General features: G+C 58.7%; 17 protein-coding genes. 10 read left to right on the forward strand and 7 right to left on the reverse strand.

Annotated features, from left to right (window positions below; genetic code table 11):
- Positions 1-117: 117 nt before the first annotated feature.
- Positions 118-1,344: a PH domain-containing protein gene (locus ABSG47_RS06480; RefSeq protein WP_424167930.1), complete on the reverse strand. Its 1,227-nt coding sequence runs from the start codon at positions 1,342-1,344 to the stop codon at positions 118-120.
- Positions 1,345-2,151: 807 nt separating this feature from the next.
- On the opposite strand from ABSG47_RS06480, the gene ABSG47_RS06485 reads away from it, so the two are divergent.
- The 4 genes from ABSG47_RS06485 (at position 2,152) to ABSG47_RS06500 (ending at position 9,591) form a co-directional block, all read left to right on the forward strand.
- Entirely contained in the window at positions 2,152-2,841 is a 690-nt protein-coding gene (locus ABSG47_RS06485) for a sugar transferase (protein WP_424167932.1), read from the forward strand.
- 281 nt (positions 2,842-3,122) lie between these two features.
- Entirely contained in the window at positions 3,123-5,573 is a 2,451-nt protein-coding gene (gene purL, locus ABSG47_RS06490) for a phosphoribosylformylglycinamidine synthase subunit PurL (RefSeq protein ID WP_424167934.1), read from the forward strand.
- On the forward strand, positions 5,570-7,081 hold the full coding sequence (gene purF, locus ABSG47_RS06495; protein ID WP_424167937.1) for an amidophosphoribosyltransferase: 1,512 nt from the start codon (positions 5,570-5,572) through the stop codon (positions 7,079-7,081). Before purL ends, purF begins: the two co-directional genes overlap by 4 nt.
- 299 nt (positions 7,082-7,380) lie before the next feature.
- Complete coding sequence (locus ABSG47_RS06500; protein ID WP_424167940.1) at positions 7,381-9,591, forward strand: elongation factor G; 2,211 nt, start codon at positions 7,381-7,383, stop codon at positions 9,589-9,591.
- Positions 9,592-9,603: 12 nt separating this feature from the next.
- Here ABSG47_RS06500 and ABSG47_RS06505 read toward each other — a convergent pair whose 3' ends face one another.
- On the reverse strand, positions 9,604-10,020 hold the full coding sequence (locus ABSG47_RS06505; RefSeq protein WP_424167942.1) for a putative toxin-antitoxin system toxin component, PIN family: 417 nt from the start codon (positions 10,018-10,020) through the stop codon (positions 9,604-9,606).
- Complete coding sequence (locus ABSG47_RS06510) at positions 10,017-10,316, reverse strand: prevent-host-death protein (RefSeq protein ID WP_424167944.1); 300 nt, start codon at positions 10,314-10,316, stop codon at positions 10,017-10,019. The genes ABSG47_RS06505 and ABSG47_RS06510 overlap by 4 nt, the downstream gene beginning before the upstream one ends.
- 194 nt (positions 10,317-10,510) lie before the next feature.
- Between ABSG47_RS06510 and ABSG47_RS06515 the strand changes: the two genes are divergently transcribed.
- The 3 genes from ABSG47_RS06515 to glk all read left to right on the forward strand — a co-directional run bounded on the left by ABSG47_RS06515 (position 10,511) and on the right by glk (position 13,806).
- The gene (locus ABSG47_RS06515; protein WP_424167947.1) at positions 10,511-11,914 is read left to right on the forward strand and encodes a TolC family protein; all 1,404 of its coding nucleotides are present in this window, start codon (positions 10,511-10,513) and stop codon (positions 11,912-11,914) included.
- A gap of 75 nt (positions 11,915-11,989) precedes the next feature.
- Complete coding sequence (gene pgl / locus ABSG47_RS06520) at positions 11,990-12,787, forward strand: 6-phosphogluconolactonase (RefSeq protein ID WP_424167950.1); 798 nt, start codon at positions 11,990-11,992, stop codon at positions 12,785-12,787.
- The gene (glk, locus tag ABSG47_RS06525) at positions 12,784-13,806 is read left to right on the forward strand and encodes a glucokinase (RefSeq protein ID WP_424167953.1); all 1,023 of its coding nucleotides are present in this window, start codon (positions 12,784-12,786) and stop codon (positions 13,804-13,806) included. Before pgl ends, glk begins: the two co-directional genes overlap by 4 nt.
- A 58-nt stretch (positions 13,807-13,864) precedes the next feature.
- Here glk and ABSG47_RS06530 read toward each other — a convergent pair whose 3' ends face one another.
- The 3 genes from ABSG47_RS06530 to ABSG47_RS06540 form a co-directional block, all read right to left on the reverse strand.
- The gene (locus ABSG47_RS06530; protein WP_424167955.1) at positions 13,865-14,521 is read right to left on the reverse strand and encodes a CPBP family intramembrane glutamic endopeptidase; all 657 of its coding nucleotides are present in this window, start codon (positions 14,519-14,521) and stop codon (positions 13,865-13,867) included.
- On the reverse strand, positions 14,521-15,639 hold the full coding sequence (locus ABSG47_RS06535) for an energy transducer TonB (protein WP_424167957.1): 1,119 nt from the start codon (positions 15,637-15,639) through the stop codon (positions 14,521-14,523). The genes ABSG47_RS06530 and ABSG47_RS06535 overlap by 1 nt, the downstream gene beginning before the upstream one ends.
- 70 nt (positions 15,640-15,709) lie before the next feature.
- Positions 15,710-17,290, reverse strand: a complete 1,581-nt coding sequence (locus ABSG47_RS06540) for a carboxylesterase/lipase family protein (RefSeq protein ID WP_424167960.1) — start codon at positions 17,288-17,290, stop codon at positions 15,710-15,712.
- 125 nt (positions 17,291-17,415) lie between these two features.
- On the opposite strand from ABSG47_RS06540, the gene ABSG47_RS06545 reads away from it, so the two are divergent.
- From ABSG47_RS06545 to ABSG47_RS06555, 3 genes are read left to right on the forward strand one after another with little or no spacing between them, the layout of a single operon-like run.
- Complete coding sequence (locus ABSG47_RS06545) at positions 17,416-18,792, forward strand: ethanolamine ammonia-lyase subunit EutB (protein WP_424167963.1); 1,377 nt, start codon at positions 17,416-17,418, stop codon at positions 18,790-18,792.
- Positions 18,789-19,550 (forward strand): ethanolamine ammonia-lyase subunit EutC, encoded by a 762-nt coding sequence (eutC, locus tag ABSG47_RS06550; protein WP_424167965.1) that lies wholly within the window; start codon positions 18,789-18,791, stop codon positions 19,548-19,550. The genes ABSG47_RS06545 and eutC overlap by 4 nt, the downstream gene beginning before the upstream one ends.
- Positions 19,547-19,834, forward strand: coding sequence for a hypothetical protein (locus tag ABSG47_RS06555; protein ID WP_424167967.1), 288 nt, complete (start codon positions 19,547-19,549; stop codon positions 19,832-19,834). Before eutC ends, ABSG47_RS06555 begins: the two co-directional genes overlap by 4 nt.
- On the opposite strand, the gene ABSG47_RS06560 is transcribed toward ABSG47_RS06555, so the two are convergent.
- Entirely contained in the window at positions 19,828-21,009 is a 1,182-nt protein-coding gene (locus ABSG47_RS06560; protein WP_424167970.1) for a tetratricopeptide repeat protein, read from the reverse strand. The two genes, ABSG47_RS06555 and ABSG47_RS06560, sit on opposite strands and share 7 nt — an antisense overlap.
- Between the last annotated feature and the right edge of the window lie 164 nt (positions 21,010-21,173).

Here is a 21,173-nt window from a genome sequence, read left to right on the forward strand (position 1 = left end):
AAAGCTGATCCGAAGACGAGTCGAGCCTGCTGTGGTTACCAATTTCACCACTCGGCCACCATGAAGATCGTACCGCAGCGGGTCAGAAACTCCATGGCATTAGCGAATCCCTACGCATTATGGAGTAATCGGGGCGGACTGCTCCATACAGCTTAATGAGGTGTACCAGGGCCCGTGCAGGAATCCGGGATGCAGCCCATAGCATACGGGATCGCCTACGCGCGTCGTGTTGTAAGTTCGCATCGGAACATCCACGTCGTCGGTGTAACTGATCGGTCCCCAGGGAGCAACGCGGAGGAAATAGCGTGTCCCCTTGCTTGAGTGGCTCTCGCTCTTCTTCAGCACCCAAGTGGCATAAGGACGCGGGGCCGAATGGTCCAGCAAGGTGTTGCCTGAATTCACGAGCCCCATGCTGTACATACCGCCGGAAATTACGAGAAAAAAGAACACACCCCAACGAGAGGGGCTTTTCCAAACCGCTGGGAAAATGGCCGCGAGGAAAGATACGAGGACAGCCAGCACCAAATACGTCAATTGGAATGTATCTACAAGATGAGTTGGGTCGTTCGAATTCTGGTAAGAAAAGGCCACTCCAATGCCCGGCCAGATAAGGAGAAAACCAAGGTCTGCGCGCGGATCGGGCTTTCTTTTGAAGACCGCGAACAGAAGCGGAAAACGGCGAAGGAGCAGGATTCCGGCGATTGGGCAAACGAGCAACACAATTAACGAGGCTTTGTAGACCGGCGCATAGCTTACAAACATCACCGGGACGCTTGCAACACCGGCGACGACACTGATCCCAACTGCCCACGCTTTCGCTAGACTAAACGCCTTTGAAGCGCCGCTCTCCGGTTGCGTTGGAGATTCCTGAAGGCTGACCTCTTTGGTAATCTCGTCGGCATCGCGCCCATCTAAATCAGGCAGGCCTTTGAACCACTCCTTCAGACTGTCATTACATGCGAAGAAGTCGGAGACGCTGAAACTGCCGCGATCTTGCTTCAGATAAACGCGCGTCCAGCGACCGTATTGATTTTCTATTTTCCGCAGTCCCTCGATTTCAGCGCGGGTGGCGCTACGGGTGCGAAACGCCGAGCGCACCTCGATCCGATCTTCGTCGAGGATCAGGCGCGAAGTCCATACCTGCGCGACGAGCATGAGTCCGAGGATTAGCAAGATCCCGCCAATCACCAAGACAAAGTCCCGGCCGATTGGGTTGACCGCCAACTTAAGAAAGAAGCCTGCGCCGACCAAAAAGACCCCGGCGTAAACACCTTGACTGATCTTCCGGCCGGTCGTGAGCGGGTATTCGCGGCGAGTGGTACTCGTCTGATCGAGGGGACGCATGGGATTTTGAGTCTGCTGTGGCTGCCAATTTCACCACTCGGCCATGGGAAGATTGTATCGCAGCAGTAACTCGGCTGCTCTCGGCCAACCCACTTTTCTATTCAAAGTACTGAGGAGCACTTATGCTCCTCATGACCTGTCCTCACTTTGCAGGGCAGAATCGCCTGTGGTTCCGGGCGGATTTAGAGGACCGCGGAATTTGCAATGCTCCGTTAACCGGAAATTTTCTTTGCAAAGATGATTCGGTAAACAACCTACAGCGTTTTCCTTACATCTCAACTGTGCAGGCGCACCGTCAAGGGGAATACGGAGCCCTCGTTAACAAAAACTTCACTTTAAAAAGTATCGCAAAATGGTACAACAGGGTAATAATCCCTGGTTTCGATTGTCATGAAAAATCGGAGGGACCGCGAATTGTTCCAGAAAACGTGGAGTTGTACTCGGTTTAAACAGACCGACGGTCAATACCTGCTTTCTGCGGATAAAAGTTCAAATGAGAACCGGCTGGTTCGATTGAAGCCTGAGTTCGAACAATCCTTAGGAAACTACAAAGTCAAACTGAAGACTCTTTCTCAGTCCTTCTGAGACACAGAGAGAATCTTGCAGGCGCTATTGCGCTCAGCAAGTCTCGATGCAGGACAACTGTTGGAAAAATGCGGAGCCTTGGTCTCTTGTTCTGCTGGCAACCACCAACGATGTAAAAAAGACGAAAGACGTCAAAGAATCTAACCAGACTGTTTAACAGTGCTACTGATTCAAGGAGAGTTTGTGGCGACAAATCTGTCTTCCACGCATGTGCGTATTCTGTTGGAGGAAGAAGGTTATGCAGCATGGGAGTTACCTGATCCCGTGTATGTGGAGTATCCGGGCGTGCCGTGGGAATCCTGGCGCTACCGGTATGCCAAGCGCGCGGTAGATATTTTTGGCGCCTCTCTCATGCTTGCTCTGTGCGCGATACCTTCGTTGGCAATTGCAGTTGCGATCCGGCTCACCTCGGAAGGACCTATCTTTTATCGGGAGGAGCGGATTGGTCGTGCCGGCCGCACCTTTCGAATTTGGAAATTTTGCTCGATGCGCCCGAAAAGCTCCGGAAGCGCGGCATTTGATGCAGCGAATATTGACGATCAATGGCGCCTTTCCAAGGGCAGGAGCAGCGAGGCCGACCCGCGAATTACGCCTGTCGGCGGTTTTCTGCGCAAATGGAGTCTTGATGAGCTACCGCAGTTGTTGAATGTGCTGCGTGGAGAAATGTCGTTGGTTGGACCACGGCCCATCGTTCAGGCGGAAACCGGCTTTTATCGTGACCTGCTGCCCTTTTATCTGGCGGCAACACCGGGACTGTCGGGACTGTGGCAGGTCTCCGGACGCGTCCAGCTTGATTACGAAAAGCGCATCAAGCTGGACGCTTTCTATGTGCAGACATGGAATTTGACCACGGACTTCTATCTGCTGGTGCGTACTGTCACAGCCGTGCTGTCCCGGGCCGGTGCTCAATAGAAAGGCCCGAACCACTCCGCACGATTCAGCCAAGACACAAAGGCCGGAGTACGTTTATTGCAGCGGCGCGGATAATAGAGCGCTGAGCGTCTGCGGACCTTGAAGGGTCGCCATCCCGGCCTGCCTCGGCGGCAATTTGGAGGGGCAGATTAAAGTATCCGCACGGGCGTAACTTGCTCTGCCACAGCGTTCCTAGTTTCTGTCCCTGCTTTCCACAAGCGCGTACTTTGACACGACCCGCGCAGGAATTGTGAATATCATGCGACAATGGGATCAGAGCGATGAATCCTATCCCCTCTGCTGCTGTACCTCCCGAGCCCGTTGCGCTGACCCCGGAGCTGTTAACTCAGCACAGTATTACTCCGGAAGAGTATGACCGCATCCTTAAAGCGCTTGGACGCGTTCCCTCCCTCACAGAGCTTGGCATTTATAGCGTGATGTGGAGCGAGCACTGTTCCTACAAGTCCTCCAAGGTGCATCTGCGCCGGCTGCCCACAAAGAGCGACCGCGTCGTCCAGGGGCCGGGTGAGAATGCCGGCATCATCGACGTGGGCGATGGATGGGCCTGTGCCTTCAAGATCGAGAGCCACAATCACCCCAGCTACATTGAGCCGCACCAGGGCGCCGCAACCGGCGTGGGCGGCATTCTGCGCGACATTTTTACCATGGGCGCGCGGCCGCTGGCGGTCATGGATTCGCTGCGCTTCGGCCCCATCGATTCCGACGCCGCAGTCGGACCGGAACTCATTCGCAAGAACCACTCCATTGTGGAAGGCGTCGTTGAAGGTATCGCCAGCTATGGCAACTGCTTTGGCGTGCCCAACCTCGGCGGCGAAACCAAGTTCGAGCCCTGCTACAGCGGCAATCCGCTGGTAAATGCTTTCGCGCTCGGCCTCGTCCGCCAAAACGAAATCTTTTACGGCAAGGCCAGCGGCACCGGCAATCCGGTCATCTATGTCGGCGCCAAAACTGGCCGCGACGGCATTCACGGCGCCACCATGGCCAGCGAAGAATTCAAGGAAGGCTCTGAGCAGAAGCGGCCCAATGTGCAGGTGGGCGATCCCTTCATGGAGAAGCTGCTTCTCGAAGCCTGTCTCGAAGCCATGAAAACCGGCGCAATCGTCGGCATTCAGGACATGGGCGCGGCCGGCCTTACCTGCTCCACCTGTGAGATGGGCGCGCGTGGCGGCGTGGGACTTGACGTAGAGCTCGACTTCGTTCCGCAGCGCGAGACCGGCATGACCTCCTACGAGATCATGCTTTCTGAAAGTCAGGAGCGCATGCTGCTTGTCGCGGAAAAGGGCCGCGAAGACGAAGTCCTCAAGGTATTTGCCAAGTGGGGTCTGGATGCGGTCGTCGTCGGCACGGTCAAGCCGGAGTCGCGGCTGCGCATCCGGCATCATGGCGTGCTGGTCGCCGACATCCCCAATGAGTCGCTGACCGATGACGCGCCGCTTTATCACCGTCCCGTCGGTACATGGAAGTCGCCTCTGCCTGCCGAGCCTCCAGTGCATGCGCAGGAAGAGCTCGCAAAGGACCGCGATTACACAGCCGATCTCAAGAAGCTGCTGGGCAGTGCAAATATCAGCTCCAAGCGCTGGGTGCATGAGCAGTACGACACCATGGTGCAGACCAACACGGTTCAGGGGCCTGGTGGTGAAGCCGGCGTCATGCGAATCAAGGGCACCGGAACGCCCGGTCACGAGCGCGGCCTCGCAATGGCTCTCGATGGCAACGGCCGCTGGTGTTATCTGGACCCCAGGTTGGGCGCAATGCACGCCGTGGCCGAAGCCGCCCGCAAGGTCGCTCTGACCGGAGCGGAACCCGTAGCCGCCACCAACTGCCTCAACTTCGGCAACCCTGAAAAGCCCGAGATCATGGCCCAGCTTTCCGCAGCTATTGACGGCATTGCAGAGGCCTGCACAGTGCTGGGCACGCCCATCACCGGCGGCAATGTCTCGCTTTACAACGAGACCCGCGGCGAAGGAATTTATCCCACTCCGGTTCTCGGTATCGTCGGCATACTGGATGACGTGACAAAGGCCGTTCCGGCGGATTTTCAAGCTGTGGGTGACACGATCCTGCTGCTCTGGCCCGTGCCGCGCGGCGAAGAACCAAATCCCGATCTGAAGGTGCCGTTTACGCCGGAGCCCATGCGGTATCCGGTCGTGGAAGCAGAGGCGGAAGTGGTAGCGGATGCCGACCCCGAAGAACCCGAAGCGACAGCCAGTGCTGAGCTTGCGGCCTTCGGCAGTTCGGAATATGCAAAGGTTGTTCTCGGTGGAGTCTGGGGTACGCCTCCCGCGCTCGATCTCGATGCCGAAGCCGACCTGCACACGCTGCTTGGCGCCGTTGCCGATCGCGAGTTGGTGCATTCGGCCAAAGACATCTCCGATGGCGGCATTGCCATAGCGCTTGCAGAGTCCGCGATTCGCAGCGGTATCGGCGCAAAAGCCGATCAGGATGAATCGCTGCTCATTCATCCGCTCTTTGGACTCTTTGCCGAGCCGGCTTCAACCGTGATACTGACAGCGAAGTCCGCCGATGTGGATGAGATTGAAAAGCTCGCCGATGAGTATGGCTTTCTCGCTGCGCGCATTGGCGTCACAGGCGGCGACAGTCTGGAAATCAGTGTGAACCACGAGCCATTTATCTCGGCTGCGCTTGCGGAACTCCGCGAGCCGTGGGCGGAATCTCTTGAAGCCGCGATCCACAACGAGGTGTTGGCATGAGCCGGTTGATGTATCAGGGCGTTCCGGGCGTGGAAGACACTTCTGTTGCGGAAGCCCGACTGTGCGCGGTTCACGATACGCAATCACCAGATGAAGATCCCAAGCTGCGTGAGGAATGCGGCGTCTGCGCCATCCACGGCCACCCTGACGCAGCGCGGCAGGCCTATCTTGCGCTCTACGCCTTGCAGCATCGCGGGCAGGAGTCGGGTGGCATCGCCACGGCAGACGGCCACCAGCTCGCAAACATCAAGGGCATGGGCCTCATCTCTGAGATCTTCACGGATGACGTGTTGCGCAAGCTGCCCGGCTCCATGGCCATCGGACACACGCGCTATTCCACCACTGGTGACTCGGCTCTGCTGAACGCGCAACCCATCCGCGTCGAATCCACCAAGGGTCTCATCGCCATTGCGCATAACGGCAACCTGATCAACCTTGGCAATCTGCGCACCAAACTGGAGCGCGCCGGCGCAGTCTTTCAGACGACCTCTGACTCCGAAATCATCGTTCAGCTCATCGCGCATTCCAAAGCCGGCACTCTGGTAGATGCCATCGCGGATTCGCTCTCGCAGGTTGAAGGCGCATTCTCAATCGTCATGATGACCCGCGACCGCGTCTTCGCAGCCCGCGATCCGCGCGGCTTTCGTCCGCTGTCGATGGGACGCATTCGCAACACAGACGGGCCGGACACCATCGTCTTCGCCTCTGAAACCTGCGCCTTCGATCTTCTCCGCGCCGAGTACGAGCGCGATGTGCTCCCCGGCGAGCTCGTCATGGTCACGCAGGATGGTGTCACCAGCCGGCAGTTTGCCAGTGGTGTGCCCCAATCGAGCTGCGTCTTTGAGCACGTCTACTTCGCCCGCCCCGATTCCAAAATCTACGGCCGCTGGGTGCAGGAAAGCCGCGACCAGATGGGCCGCCAGCTTGCACGCGAATCCAGCGTCCCGGCGGATCTCATCGTCCCGGTCCCGGACTCCGGCGTCACCGCGGCTCTGGGCTACGCGGAGGAAAGCGGCATTCCATTCCGTTTCGGCCTCATTCGCAATCACTACGTGGGCCGCACCTTCATTGAGCCGGAGCAGCGCGTCCGTGACTTCGGCGTCAAGCTCAAGCTGAATCCGGTCCGCAATCTCCTGGAAGGCAAGCGTGTCATCCTCATCGATGACTCCATCATTCGCGGCACCACTTCACGCAAAATCGTTCGCATGGTGCGCGGCGCGGGCGCCACGGAAGTCCATCTTCGCATCAGCTGCCCACCCACCATCTCGCCATGTTTCTACGGCGTGGACACGCCTAGCAAGCGCGACCTGATCGCCGCCAATCAATCCGTCGAGGAGATTCGCCAATACATTGAGGCGGACTCGCTGGCCTATCTCTCTCTCGACGGCATGCTCAAATGCTGTGACGGCGGCGAGGGCACCGGCTACTGCGTGGCCTGCTACACGGGCGAGTACCCAACGCAATGGGTCGATGTGGATGAAATTCTGCCCGCTGCCGCGAGCGTCTAAATATAGTTGTAAGGCCGTTTTAAGTCAGTGACGAAAACACTTGACGCCCAACCCCTCCCGTTGTGATAGCATCCGGTACTTAATCAGGCAGCGCCGGTTGCGTCTCTTTGAACAGGCGTAATCTCTGCGCCGCCGGAGTCTCTCCGCATGGATGAGGCAGGCCCCCAAGCCGGATACCGAGTTGTCCAACTCGGCTCGCCGGACGCCCCAACGGACGCCCTCCTGAATTCCTCGCGCCCGCGCCTCAGCCTCCAGTTTGATCCGCTTATTCCATCTCCCAACTCCGAGGGAAACCAGCCATGAAAACCTATCCGGGAAGTGAAATCCGCAATGTCGCCGTTATAGGCCATTCGCACAGCGGCAAGACCACGCTGGTCTCGGCGCTGTTACACGCCGCGCACATGACGCCTGCGCAGGGGCGCGTGCAGAACGGCACTGCCGTCACAGCCTACGACGAGGAAGACATCGCCCGCTGCACCACGATGCAGAACGCCGTGGCCTTTGCCGAGTGGCAGGGTGTCAAGATCAACCTCGTCGATACGCCCGGCTTCCATATCTTTTGCCATGAAGCCCGCGCCGCGCTGCTGCCCGTCGAATCAGCCGCAGTCATCGTCAACGCGCAGAACGGCGTTGAAGCCGTGACGGAACGCGTGTGGAAGTATGCCGAGGAGGCGAACATTCCGCGCATCGTGGTTATCAATCAGATGGACCATCCCAAGGCCGGTGGCAACGGCGGGCTGGCCTCTCTGATTGAAGATCTGCATGATCGCTGGGGCCGCACCTGCGTCCCGGTGCAGCTGCCGATTTCCGATGGGAAAGGCTTTCATGGAGTAGTAGATCTGGTCACGATGGAGGCCTTTTATTACACCCCGAACGGCGATGGCCAGGGCAAAATCGGCGAGATTCCAGCCTCTCTGTTCGCGTCCGCCAAGGCCGCGCATGAGGCCCTGGTGGAACTGGTGGCCGAGGGCAAAGACGAGCTGATGGAAGAGTTCTTTGCCCAGGGCACAATTCCCGAGCAGCATCTGATCTCCGCACTGCATGAGGCCATCCGGGAAGACCGCATCTTCCCCGTGCTCTTTGTCAGCGGGGAGACAAATGTCGCCGCGGACCATCTGCTGGATTTCCTGAAGGTGTATGCTCCCGCGCCCATTGAGCGCGCGCCATTTGCAGTACACGCGCCGGCGGCGTTCGCTGCGACTCAGCCCAGTGAAAGCGGCGGCGTAGCAGTAGCCACAAATGGGCACGGCAGTGGACATAGCGGCCAAGGCTCGGGCTTAGGTGAAGCGGCCCTCGGCGGAATCGGATTTCGTCCCGTTGCAGACTCGGAACCGGCGTCACTGGTTGTGTACAAAACCATGAGCGATCCCTTTGCCGGTCGCATCAGCTTCTTCAAAGTCATCAGCGGCGTGGTCAAAAACGATGCCACACTCGAAAATTACACCCGCCGCGGGCAGGAGCGGCTCTCGCATCTCAGCGTGATGCAGGGTCGCAAGGCCGTGGAGGTGACGGAGTTGCACGCAGGCGATCTGGGCGCAGTAGCCAAGTTGCGCGACACGCTGACCGGCGACATGCTCGGCCAGAAGGGCGCAGAGATTCAGGTAGACCTCTATCCATTCCCTGAACCGGCCATGACCTACGCCATCGAGCCTAAATCACGTGCCGATGAAGACAAACTCGCACCCGCAATCCACAAGCTCATGGAAGAAGACCTCCTCATCCGCTTCTACCGCGATCCGCAGACCAATGAGTTCCTGATCGCTGGAGCAGGTCAGCCGCACATTGAGGCAATCGTCTCCCGCCTTCGCAAGCGTTATCACGCGGAAGTCACGCTGAAATCCCCCAAAGTGCCGTACCGTGAGACGATCCGCGGTAAGACAGAAGCCCAGGGCCGCCACAAGAAGCAGAGCGGCGGGCACGGGCAATTCGGCGACTGCAAAATTCGCATAGAGCCGTTGCCACGCGGATCAGGCTTCCAGTTTTCGAGCGAAATCTTTGGCGGCTCCATTCCGCGGCAGTTTGTTCCCGCAGTAGAGAAGGGAATTGTCGAATCCGCCTCGCGCGGCTGGCTCGCCGGCTATCCGGTTGTCGACTTCAAGGCCACGGTCTATGACGGCAGCTATCACGACGTGGACTCAAACGAGCTGTCCTTCAAGATGGCGGGCCGCATCGCCTTCCGCAAGTGCATGGAGCAGGCAAAGCCCTGCCTGCTTGAGCCCGTCATGAAGGTGGAAATCGAAGCCCCCGACCAGTTTGCCGGTGCCCTGATGGGCGACCTGAACAGCCGCCGCGGCCGCGTCCAGGGCATGGAAGCGCGCGGAAAGGCCACCATCATCAACGCCGAGGTCCCAATGGCCGAAATGCTCACCTACGGCACCCATCTCACCTCCATGACCCAGGGCAAAGGCACCTACCGCATGGAGATGGATCACTACGACGTAGTGCCGCAGCCTGTAGCCGAAAAGATTCTCGCCAACGCCAAGCGCCCCGTCGATGAGGAAGAAGAATAGCCAGCATTCGTACTAATCCTCGCCAGTTATCTTTGCCAGATATTCAGCTGGCGAAACTACCGTAACGCCGTCACGCGCTGCTTCGGGAAAGTGCTTGAGATTGCCAGTTATGAGCCATGCGCTAGCGGCAGCGGCAAGCGCGATAAACGGTTCATCCTTCCTGTCCGGTAGCGGATGCGGCCAGGAAGGAGTGTTGGGAAAGTGCGTGCTGCGCGCAATTAACAGGTCAAGCCACGGCGGAGGAAATTTGAAGCGCGCAAACTTCGCTCGGTGTGCGACTCGGAGGTATTCCTGCATGACATACTCGCATGTCACTGTATGCACAAGCCGCGGCAATACCCACTCGTTCACAATTCTGCCCGGAGCGCCGAGAGGATTCAACCTTGCTGAGATAATGACGTTGGTATCGAGAACGATGGTCCACATCATGCACTCTTCAGCAGTTCTTGTGCGGCCTGCTCGGCACGGTACGCCCGAATCTCCTGTTCGATCTCTTCATCCGTGATTGGCGGAAGGGTTTTGGCAACCTCCCAGTCCTCCCGCAAACTCGCCCGCGCAATCGCCGTTTGCAGGTCATCCTCCTGCGCCGCAATATCCCCCATCGCCGGCACCAGAAAATACGCCGGTCCTTTTTGTCCCGTCAGCAGAACCGTCTCTCCCTTCGGCACCTTCTCCAATGCCTTCGCGCCGCGCGTACGAAACTCCCGCAATGACACCAATCGCATGATCCTCTCCGGTTTTTAGTGTAGCCATTTTGGCTACGCACAGCAATTCCTATCCGCATAAGACGGATTTTTCCGTCGGCGCCGAATCCCCTCCGGCTCGATAAACATCTGAGAGAATGATGATTGTGAGTCAGAGCATAAATTCTGTCGCTAAGCGCGCGGCAGTTGTCATTTTATTTGCGGCCGTTTGCGCCATGCCGGTCCTCCGTGCGCAGGTAAACCCATCTTCTGACTCCAATTACTCTTCCGCCGCCAACGCCTTTTACGGCAGCGTAACGGTGCAGCCGGTAACGGACGAAGAGCTGAAGCTTTCGCTCGACGATGCCGTTCGGCGCGGCCTGGACACCAACCTCGGCCTCAAGCAAGCCGAGTACTCTGAGAAGAATCTGCGCGGGCAGTACAACCAGGCCGTGCAGCAGTTTTTGCCCACAATCTCCCTCGTCGGCGATGCCGGCTACCACATGTACAACCTCGAGGCGTTGGGTTTTGGGCCGAGCCTCGTTGCCAAAGTCCTGCCCATTCTTCCCCCCGGCACAGACATCTCCGGTTTTTCATTTATCACCCGCGCTGAAGTAACCGAAGGGCAGTTCAAATACGAGCAGACGCTCTTCTCCGGCCCAGTCATCGCCGGCTTTAAAGCCGCAGGCGCCGGAATGCGAGCCGCCTATTTCGCCAAGATGTCTGCCCGCGGCGAAGTTGTCCAGCAGGTAGCTTCGGCTTACCTCCGCGCCATTGCCGCGGCCAGCGCTGTGGAGAATGCGCGTGCTCTTGAAGAGTCAGACCGCGTGTCATACAACAATGCGCATGAGGCCCATGTGGGCGGCACTGCCGCCAATCTCGATGAGCTCCGCGCGCGGGTGCAATACCAGACTGAGCAGCAGGCCCGCATTCAGGCCGAAAACGGGCTCCAGAAAGACCTGATCCTGCTCAAGCGCGAGATCGGCGTCGATCCCGGCCAGAAGATCGTCCTCACAGACCGCGCACCATACAGCGAACTCGCTGCGCAAACGCCGGAAGAAGTCCGCGCCATTGCCTACAAAAACCGCCAGGATTACCAGAACCTCACCAATCAGGCTCTGGAGCTGAAAGCGGCCCATCAGGCCTATCGCGCGCAGCGCCTGCCCACGCTCAGCTTCAAGGGCTTCTACGGCGTCACAGAGGTAGCCAGCATCGGTTCGCACGGCAATTTTGCGGCCACGGGAGAACTGAAGTTTCCCATCTTCCGCGAGGCAAGCCTGCGGGGTGATATCGATGCCGCGCATGCGCAGTGGGACTCGGCTGAGGCGCAGCTCAGTGACCTGCGCGTCAAGATCGATCAGCAGGTGCGCTCGGCGCTGCTTGACGTGGCAGCAGACAAGAAGCTCGTCGATGTGGCCCAGTCCAACGTCGAGTTGGCCACGCGCGCGCTAAGTGACGAGACCGATCGCGTGAACGCAGGCGTGGACGACACGCTGCCGCTCGTGGATGCGCAGGCGTCGCTCTCCACCGCGCAGAACAACTTCGTCGAAAGCCTCTATCGGTACAACCTCTCCAAGCTGGCCCTGGCCCGCGCCGCCGGCATACTGGAGCAGCAGTACCGCGATTATCTGGGCCGCTGATCCGGCTGCAAATCCGGCGTTCATCACATCTGTACCCCCACCTTGTAAGCTGGTATCCGGAGGATCACTTCCCCTATGTCCAGCAAGCTCACCGTCGAATATTTCGTCGAGCCGGACTCAGCCTCACTCGCGCGCCGCGCAGCAGAGCAGTTTGTCGAAAAAGTACAGCAGGCAGTCGCGGCACGCGGCCTCGCGCGCATCGCCATCAGCGGCGGATCAACGCCGAAAGCCGCATTCCAGTTGCTCGCCAATCCTGCCGAGCCATTCCTCTCCGCCATGCCGTGGGATAAACTCCAGCTTTACTGGGTGGATGAGCGCACCGTTCCGCCCACGGACGCCGACAGCAACTACCGAATGACAAAGGAATCGCTGCTCGATCACGTGCCGCTCAAGCCCGAGCAGATTCACCGCATGGAAGGCGAGCTTGAGCCCGAAGTCGCCGCCGCCCGCTATGAATCCGAGCTGCGCAACAGCTTTCGCCTTGAAGGCGCCGAAACCCCCACCTTCGACCTCGTCGCGCTCGGCATGGGCGACGATGGTCACACCGCCTCGCTCTTTCCGCATACGGATGCCATTCACGAGATGGGCAAGCTCGTTACCGCCAATCACGTCCCGCAGAAAGACACCTGGCGTATCACCCTCACCTGGCCGGTTATCAACCAGGCCCGCAGCGTGTTTTTCCTCATCGGCGGCGCAGATAAGACCGAGCGGCTGAAGGAAGTCTTCCTCGGGCCGCGTGACGTCGAAACGCTTCCCAGTCAACTCATCTGGCCCGCAAGCGGTATACTCACGTTGTTTCTGGATAAGGTCGCCGCGGCGCTCTTACCTGCACCCGATGCGGAAGGCCGCGGAATTTTGGAGAGAGTGCGATGATTCTTGCCGGCGATGTAGGCGGCACTAAAGTTCACCTTGCGTTGTATGACTTTGCCAACGGGCAACTCATCCATATACGGGATGAAAAATATCCGGCCAGGGAATATTCCGGGCTGGAAGAGATCGCAAAAAAGTTCCTCGCCGCAGACAAGCCCACATCGGCCTGTTTTGGCGTGCCTGGCCCTGTGCGCGACGGCCGGCTGCGCCTGACCAATCTGCCTTGGACTCTCGACAACCGCGAACTGCAAACCGGCCTCGGCATTCCTTATGTCTTTCTCATCAACGATCTCGAAGCCAACGGCTACGGAATCGCCGAGCTTAAGCCCGACCAGATTTACACCCTCGCCGAAGGCGACCCAGGCCAGATCGGTAACCGCGCTTTGATCGCTGCCGGCACAGGTCTGGGTCAAGGCCTGCTCATGTGGAACGGGCGGCATCACATGCCGTACCCGTCGGAAGGCGGCCACGCCGACTTTGCTCCCCGCAATGAGGACGAGATCGACCTGCTGCGCTTCCTCAAGCAGAAATACAACGGACGCATCAGTTGGGAGCGCGTCCTCAGCGGCATGGGCATGACAAACATCTTCGAGTTCCTGCGCGACGTGCGTGGCCTTGAAGTGCCGGCATGGCTGGGCGAGCAGATCGCCGCCGCGCATGATCCCAACTCCGTCATCACGGAAAACGGTCTTGCCGCCAAAAGCGAAATCTGTGAAAAGACGCTCGATATGTTTGTTTCGGCTTATGGCGCCGAATCAGGCAACCTGGCACTCAAGATTCTTTCCGTCGGCGGTCTTTACATCGGAGGAGGCATCGCGCCCCGCATTCTTGAGAAGCTCAAGGACGGTACCTTCATCAAGGCTTTTACAGACAAGGGCCGTTTGAGCCAACTGCTCATCAATATGCCAGTGCGCGTAATTCTTGAGCCGTATGTAGCCGTGATCGGCGCAGCGGCTTATGCTGAGGCACGCGCAGCGGAAATCAGCGGCGTCTCGCCCCGTGCCGCCTCCATCGAGTCCTAGGAACCTCTGAAACGACGAACGCCTCGGGCCGCAAGGCTCGGGGCGTTTTTCTTCGCGCTCACCGTTTCAGTGCCGTACCCACATTCGCAATCGTCCCATGATAGAAATACTGGCCCAGGCCCACCGTAAACAGCCAGCACCCATAGAGCGCATGCTCAAAGCTCGATGTCGCCAGCGATCCTGTTTCCCCGTAACGCCACGCAAAGAGCAGCCCTCCCGCAAACGTGAGCCCCACCGCAAGCCAGTTGCGGAAGATCAGGTGCATAAACGCAAAAGCCGCCGCGCTCGCCACAATCATCGCCCAGCGTGAAGGAAAGATCGCGCTGTAGCGCTCAAAGAAAAAGGCCCTGTAGATAATCCCCTGCGGATAAACCGACAACACCGGATAGGCCGCCATCACAATCGCCCAGAATCCCGGATTGCTGCGCACAAAACTCCACTCCAGCTCCGGCGCAAACCTTCGCACGCCAAGCCAGATCGCCAGCGCCACAATCGCAAAGATCGCGAGGATCAAACCCGCACGCCCCGGCAGCGCGCCAATATCCCACATCCGCGCCCGATCGAAGTGTGTATCGCGTACTAGCCGCCACCACGCATACGCCGCAATCACCCACAGCACCGGCAGCGCAGGAATCCTGACCGGCGCAAAGCGATACCCCAGCGGCAGCGCCACAAAGAGAACAAAAAACTCGGCAATGAGAGCTATGCGCGACATTACCGCCCAAGCGAGTAGATCACGTTAGCCGTGGTGTCTACTTCCACCGGCTCGCCATTGAGCAGATATGGCCGATAGTGCCACTGTGAAACCGCGCCGAGCGCAGATGCAGCCAGCGATGCCGAGGGCGCTGAGACCACCTGCATATCGTGGACCCAGCCATCGCGTCCTATCACCGCGTGAATAACAACAGTGCCGCTGATACGCGCGTCCTTTGCATCTTGAGGATAGATCGGCGACGGCCTGCTCAAAGCCAATCCCTGTGCCTCTTCAGGAGAAATTGTGATTCCATCACGCAATGCGGCCATGGCCTTTGCGTCGTCATCTAGATTCTGGTTCGCTGCGGAATCCTTTGCTCCAGCCTCCTCAACCTTCCTGGGAGGATACGAAGCCTTCACATCCTGCGGAGGCGAAAGCGCGGCATCTTGTGGAGAAATGCCGTTGGTCATCTCGACGGACGCCGTGAGCAGCTTTTTCCGGCTCGACGAGAGAATCGTAATCTGCTTCGGTAGATAGCGGCCTTGCACCTTCGCGATCTGATTAAACTCAATAACAGGTGCCGCGTATGCAAAATACGCAACCAGGGCAGGTTGCGATGGCACAAAGCAGTAGGTCGGGAACAATCCGATCGGAGTCGCGCCGACCCCTGTCATCTTAGGCCCCACCATCACGCATTGCATCATGTTGGCGTCTTTTCCGTAGGTTCGCTTTTCGAACTGAGTATGGTCGGAATTCACAGTCCGCTCGCTCGGCAGTGGAGAAAAGAACGCCTGCTCCAGCTTGCTCTCGACATAACTAAGCGCTTCGCTTGAGCCTTGATGCGCGTGGCGGTGGCCTGCAACCTCCCAGGTGGTATAGCTCACACTGCCGCGCGTCCATGAACTTCGATGCGCTTCAGGCGAAGCCCACCAATATTCAAATGTGCCCTGCTCGGTTGGAGCTTCCTTCTCGTCATAGAGCTGATAGCTGACTCGCAGATGCCAGGGTTTCAGATCGGCGGAAGAAAAATCGTAGAGTGGCCGTGCCGCCTCAAGAATTGCGCGCGGATCGGCAGGAAGCGGAGATACACCGGTCTGCTGGCCCACGCAAAAACTGGCCGCGCAAAAAGCTACAAGCAAGAAACTAAATCGCATGGTGCCGAAAGGGTAGCATGGTGCTCATCACCGAACCAATCGCCTCTATTCCGCTTCACTGCGCCTCATGCAAAAAGTTATCCAGAATCTCCCGGTACAACGCGCACTGCGGCGCACGCAGCAGCGACGCTCGCGCTTCCGCATGACCATCCAGCATGAACTCAAGGTAGCCGCCCGCTTCCGTCAACCGCGGCCAGTCAGGAACATCCTTCGCATTCGGATTGCCCGTCTTCGCAAAGTTGGTCCAGTAAGTCTCCATCAGATCGGCCAGCCGCATGTCGGCATCGGTAAATTTACCGGCGATATTCCCAGACTTCGGAAAATATCCAAACACATACGGCAGGTCCGCGGAGTGAACAGCCCCCTGTGCCTCCTGTCCCGGAATCGGGTGATCGAACTGATACAAATACACCGGCTGCTTCGCCTTGCTCTGCCACGCCCCCTCCGTCGCCACCGGACAATGAAAACGCATATCCGCGGCCCACTGGTCGCTAGCCTTGCCATAAAGCGGATCGGAAGCAGCGTCGCTCACCGGATAAAGCTTCAACGCTTCCTCCGCATGGCTGCCCGCAATCAATTTGATGTGTGCAGCCAGCCGCTCCGGCGTCAAATCATTTCCAAATTCGCGTGTCGTCACGCCCAGCAGCATTGGAATCTGCGACTGATGCCCGCCGGCAAAAACCTCCGCAGGCGATTTCGTAATGACCCACCCATCCACAATCGGTCCCACATGCGGCCTGCGCTTGACATCGGGATCTGACACAGCCTTCAGCAACTCCTCAGCGCTGAGCCCGCGCAGAAATTTCACGGCAGCCTCGCCCTCCGGCGCATTCATGGTGGACGCAAATGCAACCCCATCCTTCTCAGCCTGCGCCAGCGGAGGCACCGGCGCCAGGAACGCCGCACCGCTCTCGGCAATCGCCTTATGAAATTCGTTCTTCGCAAAGGAAGTCATCAGCAGACTGGTGTCAATCGCGCCCGCGGACTGGCCAAAGACCGTAATGTTGTTCGGATCGCCGCCAAATCGCGCAATATTCTGTCGCACCCAGCGCAGCGCCAGAATCTGGTCTTCCAGCCCATAATTTCCGCTGCTTCCATGCGCTGACTCGCGCGTAAGACCCGGATGCGCAAGAAATCCGAAGACACTCAGGCGGTAGTTCACCGTCACCAGCAGAATGCCGTGACGAATCAGCGTTCCATCTTTATACAGCGCCCCGGAAGCCGATCCGCCTGCATTCGCCCCGCCATGCAGCCACAACATCACCGGCAAAGGCTTTTGCTGCGCCGGCCATTCAGGCGTAATCACGTTCAAAAACAGGCAGTCCTCTTTACTCGTGGCCGCATCATGGCGATTCCACGCTCCCAAATCCGGCTGCGCACACGGCGAGCCAAACTGCGTAGCCTCACGAAGACCCGTCCACGCCTTTGCAGGAATCGGCTCATGCCAGCGCAATTCGCCCACAGGAGGCTCGGCATACGGAATGCCGAGAAACTCCGCTCCACCACCTGCGCGTGATACGCCGCGAATCTGTCCAGCGGATGTGCCAATCACCAGCGGATCAGGTGTTTGCTGGCCGTGTGCGGTCAAAAGCGTGGCTGCCAGAACAAATGCCGCTGCAATACGGAAACGGTTCACGATGTTTTCTCCAGATAAGCAAATCAAAATGGGCAAAACAGGCAAAGCAAACTACGCGAGAATTCTAGCAATCCGACCCAACAGAACCAGTAACTGACCGGCAGGATGCAGCTATCCTGAATGCAATGGGCTTCACGCACACCGTCGGCAACATGCGCCACCTCTTCCCGGATCTGTCCACGCTGCTGGCCAAAGCCACGCCCGAGCGCAGCGGCGACATCCTCGCCGGAATTGCAGCGGAATCAGCCGAGGAGCGCGTAGCCGCGCAATGCGCACTCGCCGATCTACCGCTCCAGCGCTTCCTCAACGACCAGGTCGTCCCATACGAAACCGACGAAGTTACACGGCTCATCATCGACACCCACAACGCGGCAGCCTTCGCACCCGTGCGTTCCTTCACCGTCGGCGAGCTGCGCAACTGGCTGCTCTCGGACGATGCCACGCCTGAGCGCCTGGCCGCACTCGCTCCCGGCCTCACGCCAGAGATGGCCGCAGCCGTAAGCAAGCTCATGCGCCTGCAGGATCTCATCGCCGCGTCTGCAAAGATCCGCGTCATCACGTGCTTTCGCACCACGGTGGGCCTGCCCGGTCGCTTGAGCGCGCGCCTGCAACCAAACCATCCCACAGACGATCCCGCGGGAATCGCCGCTGCCATCCTCGATGGTCTTCTCCTCGGGTCAGGCGACGCCGTCATCGGCATCAACCCCGCCGGTGACAGTCCAGCAGCCACAGCGCATCTCCTGCATCTCATCGACGCACTGCGCCAGCGTTTTTTCATTCCCATACAAAGCTGCGTTCTCGCTCACATCACAACACAAATGGCCGCCCTTGAATTGGGCGCGCCCGTCGATCTCATTTTTCAATCCATCGCCGGAACTGAAGCCGCCAATCGCAGCTTTGGCATCAATCTCGCACTTCTGCGCGAAGCCGATGACGCGGGCCGAAAGCTCAATCGCGGCACCGTCGGCCAAAACGTAATGTACTTTGAAACCGGCCAAGGCTCAGCACTCTCCGCCAACGCGCATTACGGCACCGGTGGTTTAGGTGTAGATCAGCAGACACTCGAAGCCCGCGCTTACGCCGTAGCCCGCGCCTTCTCGCCCATGCTCGTCAACACAGTCGTCGGCTTCATCGGCCCCGAGTATCTCTACAACGGCAAGCAGATCACGCGCGCCGGACTTGAAGATCACTTCTGCGGCAAGCTCCTCGGCCTTCCCATGGGCTGCGACGTCTGCTATACCAATCATGCCGAAGCCGACCAGGACGATACAGACGCACTTCTCACACTGCTCGGAGCCGCAGGCGTCAACTACATCATGGGAGTGCCCGGCGCGGATGACGTCATGCTCAACTACCAGAGCACCAGCTTTCATGATGCGCTCTACGTGCGTCGCATTCTCGGCCTCAAACCCGCGCCCGAATTCGAAGCATGGCTCGCCGGCGATAACTTCGCCCGCCTCGCACTGGAAGCAACGCATCCGGAGAGGCTTCTGACCGCATGAGCGATCTCGTCCATAACGGCATCGTCGCAAAACTGCAGTCGCTTACTCCGGCGCGTGTCGGTCTGGGCCGCACAGGCATTAGCCTTGAGACACGTGACGTGCTCGCCTTCCAACTCGCCCACGCCCGCGCACGCGACGCAGTCCATGCGCGTCTCGATGCCGCAGGCCTCGCCGCAGCCATCAAGGCCGAAACCAATTCCGTCGTACTACAGCTTCATTCCGCGGCAGCCAATCGCGCGGAGTATCTGCAACGCCCCGATCTCGGCCGGCTACTAAGTGACGACAGCCGCAAACTACTCTCCGCGCAACCACGCGACGCAGAGCTGGCTCTCATCATTGCCGACGGCCTCTCCTCACTCGCCATCGAGCGTCACGTCCCAGCCGTACTCAACGAACTGCTTCCTCGCCTCGCCATCGTGAGCCTTGCACCCATCTGCATCGTCGAACAGGGCCGCGTAGCCATCGGCGATGAGATCGGCCAGACGCTCGATGCACAGCTTTCCATCGTATTGATCGGCGAGCGCCCCGGCCTCAGTTCGCCAGACTCGCTCGGGGCCTACATCACATGGCAGCCACGGTCAGGCCGCACAGATGCCGAGCGGGTCTGCATCTCAAACATTCGCGCCGAGGGGCTCAGCTACGCGCAAGCCGCCGCGCAACTTGAGCACGTCATTGCCGAAGCACGCTCACGCCGCCTCACCGGCGTAGCTTCCCAATCGATTCCAGCCTCGCTCCCCGCAGGAGAAGAAAATCTATGATGCGTTATCTGCGTATTGCCGCCGTTGCGCTTTTAATTATCGCCGCCGTACTCTACGCAGCCGACTGGCTCACATTCAAACTGCGGGGCTCGCCCACGGACACGATAACGGTAAGCCTCTTTGTCGCCGCGTCGCTCAAAAATGAAAAGCAGGAGATCGACTACCAGGGCCAGGAGCAGTGGACCTGCACGCGAAGCCTCTTCCCGTTTCCGCCATATCAGCAGAATCAGTCGAGCCCCTGCTGGTATCTGCGCGCGCACACCAACCAGACCACAACTTACTGAGGCGGCGGCGCAGGTTTCTCAACAGGATTCTTAGGCCGCATCTGGCGCACCAGTACTTCATCCGCAGCGTTGGTCAGCATGGAAGCCTTATCGAACTCCGCCTTGGCCTCCGCCGTTTTGCCCATTGCCTTGTATAGCCGCCCCAGGCGCATGTGGACATTCACTTCATTCGGCTGTTGTTTGTCAGCCAGCAGCAATTGGCGCAAGGCCTCAGCATTCTGTCCCGCATCGGCAGCCACGCTGCCGAGATCGAGATGCACCCGCCACTGCGAGGGATCCGCCCGCTCAGCCTGCTCAAGAAATGGCAGAGCCTTCTCCGGCTGGTTCAACTGCATATACGTGTCGCCGAGATACATCATGGACTGCGTGTGTTTGGGATCGTTCGCCAGCTCCGCCTGAAACTCCGTTGCAGCCTCGTCAAGATGCTTCTGTGTCCATAGCAGATAGCCAAGACCGAAATGCACCTCCGGCTCATTTGGATTGGCTTTCACAGCCGCACGAAACTGCTCAATAGCATCGCCATGATCATGCAACTCATCCGAAGCTTCTCCGGCCAGCATGTCGGCCTCAGCCGACTCCGCATTCAGCGCAAGAATCTCCTTATACGTATCCAGCACGCACTGGTATTGCTTCGACCACAGGCAGGTATGTGCAAGTGTCATCAGAAGAGTCAGATTCCGCGGATCGCGCGCCGCGGCTTTCTTGAACAGCGGAACAGCCGGAGCATATTCCTGTGCGCCATAATGAGACATAGCCAGCAGAATGGTATAGCGTTGAGCGTCCGGAGAATCAGGCGCCGCAGACTTGAGAAGTTGCGCAAACACCGGCACGGCCTCCTTCATCTCGCCGCCTTTAAACAGCGCAAGCCCAAGATTCAGGCGCACACCAGGCAGTTTGGGATTGAGGACAAGCGCCTTGCGATAATAAACAGCGGCATCCTTGTAGTGTTCCTGGTGACTGGCGATAAGTCCGAGATGTGCAAGCGCCTCGGCATTGCCTGGCTGAGCTTTCAAGATCGCGTGCCACGCAGCTTCAGCATCGGCAGGCTTGTCCTGCTCTTCCAGATTCAATGCTGCTTCGCGGCTCGGCGCGGCATTCGCACTTGCCGCGTTCTGCGCCAACGCGGGCGCGACAAATAAAAACGAAATCAAAGCGAGAGATAAAATCCGTGGCACGCTTGCCTCTATTAAGACTGCGGAATTGATTTTCTCAGTTGTCCCAATCTTCTCGCAAAAAGACATGCGACGAAGATGCATCATCAGTCGTTACAAGGGATGCCGGACTTCTGCAAAGAAAAAGCGCGGCAGGCAAAATGCCCGCCGCGCCAGGTTGAAAATCG

The organism is Occallatibacter sp., from assembly GCF_049510455.1.
In the GTDB taxonomy this organism is placed as follows: domain Bacteria; phylum Acidobacteriota; class Terriglobia; order Terriglobales; family Acidobacteriaceae; genus Telmatobacter.

Bases quoted from the DNA above. Each gene is read 5' to 3' on its own strand.
- ABSG47_RS06480 (WP_424167930.1), bottom strand. From the start codon at position 1,344: ATGCGTCCCCTCGATCAGACGAGTACCACTCGCCGCGAATACCCGCTC.
- purL (WP_424167934.1), top strand. From the start codon at position 3,123: ATGAATCCTATCCCCTCTGCTGCTGTACCTCCCGAGCCCGTTGCGCTG.
- purF (WP_424167937.1), top strand. From the start codon at position 5,570: ATGAGCCGGTTGATGTATCAGGGCGTTCCGGGCGTGGAAGACACTTCT.
- ABSG47_RS06500 (WP_424167940.1), top strand. From the start codon at position 7,381: ATGAAAACCTATCCGGGAAGTGAAATCCGCAATGTCGCCGTTATAGGC.
- ABSG47_RS06505 (WP_424167942.1), bottom strand. From the start codon at position 10,020: ATGATGTGGACCATCGTTCTCGATACCAACGTCATTATCTCAGCAAGG.
- ABSG47_RS06510 (WP_424167944.1), bottom strand. From the start codon at position 10,316: ATGCGATTGGTGTCATTGCGGGAGTTTCGTACGCGCGGCGCGAAGGCA.
- ABSG47_RS06515 (WP_424167947.1), top strand. From the start codon at position 10,511: ATGCCGGTCCTCCGTGCGCAGGTAAACCCATCTTCTGACTCCAATTAC.
- pgl (WP_424167950.1), top strand. From the start codon at position 11,990: ATGTCCAGCAAGCTCACCGTCGAATATTTCGTCGAGCCGGACTCAGCC.
- glk (WP_424167953.1), top strand. From the start codon at position 12,784: ATGATTCTTGCCGGCGATGTAGGCGGCACTAAAGTTCACCTTGCGTTG.
- ABSG47_RS06530 (WP_424167955.1), bottom strand. From the start codon at position 14,521: ATGTCGCGCATAGCTCTCATTGCCGAGTTTTTTGTTCTCTTTGTGGCG.
- ABSG47_RS06545 (WP_424167963.1), top strand. From the start codon at position 17,416: ATGGGCTTCACGCACACCGTCGGCAACATGCGCCACCTCTTCCCGGAT.
- eutC (WP_424167965.1), top strand. From the start codon at position 18,789: ATGAGCGATCTCGTCCATAACGGCATCGTCGCAAAACTGCAGTCGCTT.
- ABSG47_RS06555 (WP_424167967.1), top strand. From the start codon at position 19,547: ATGATGCGTTATCTGCGTATTGCCGCCGTTGCGCTTTTAATTATCGCC.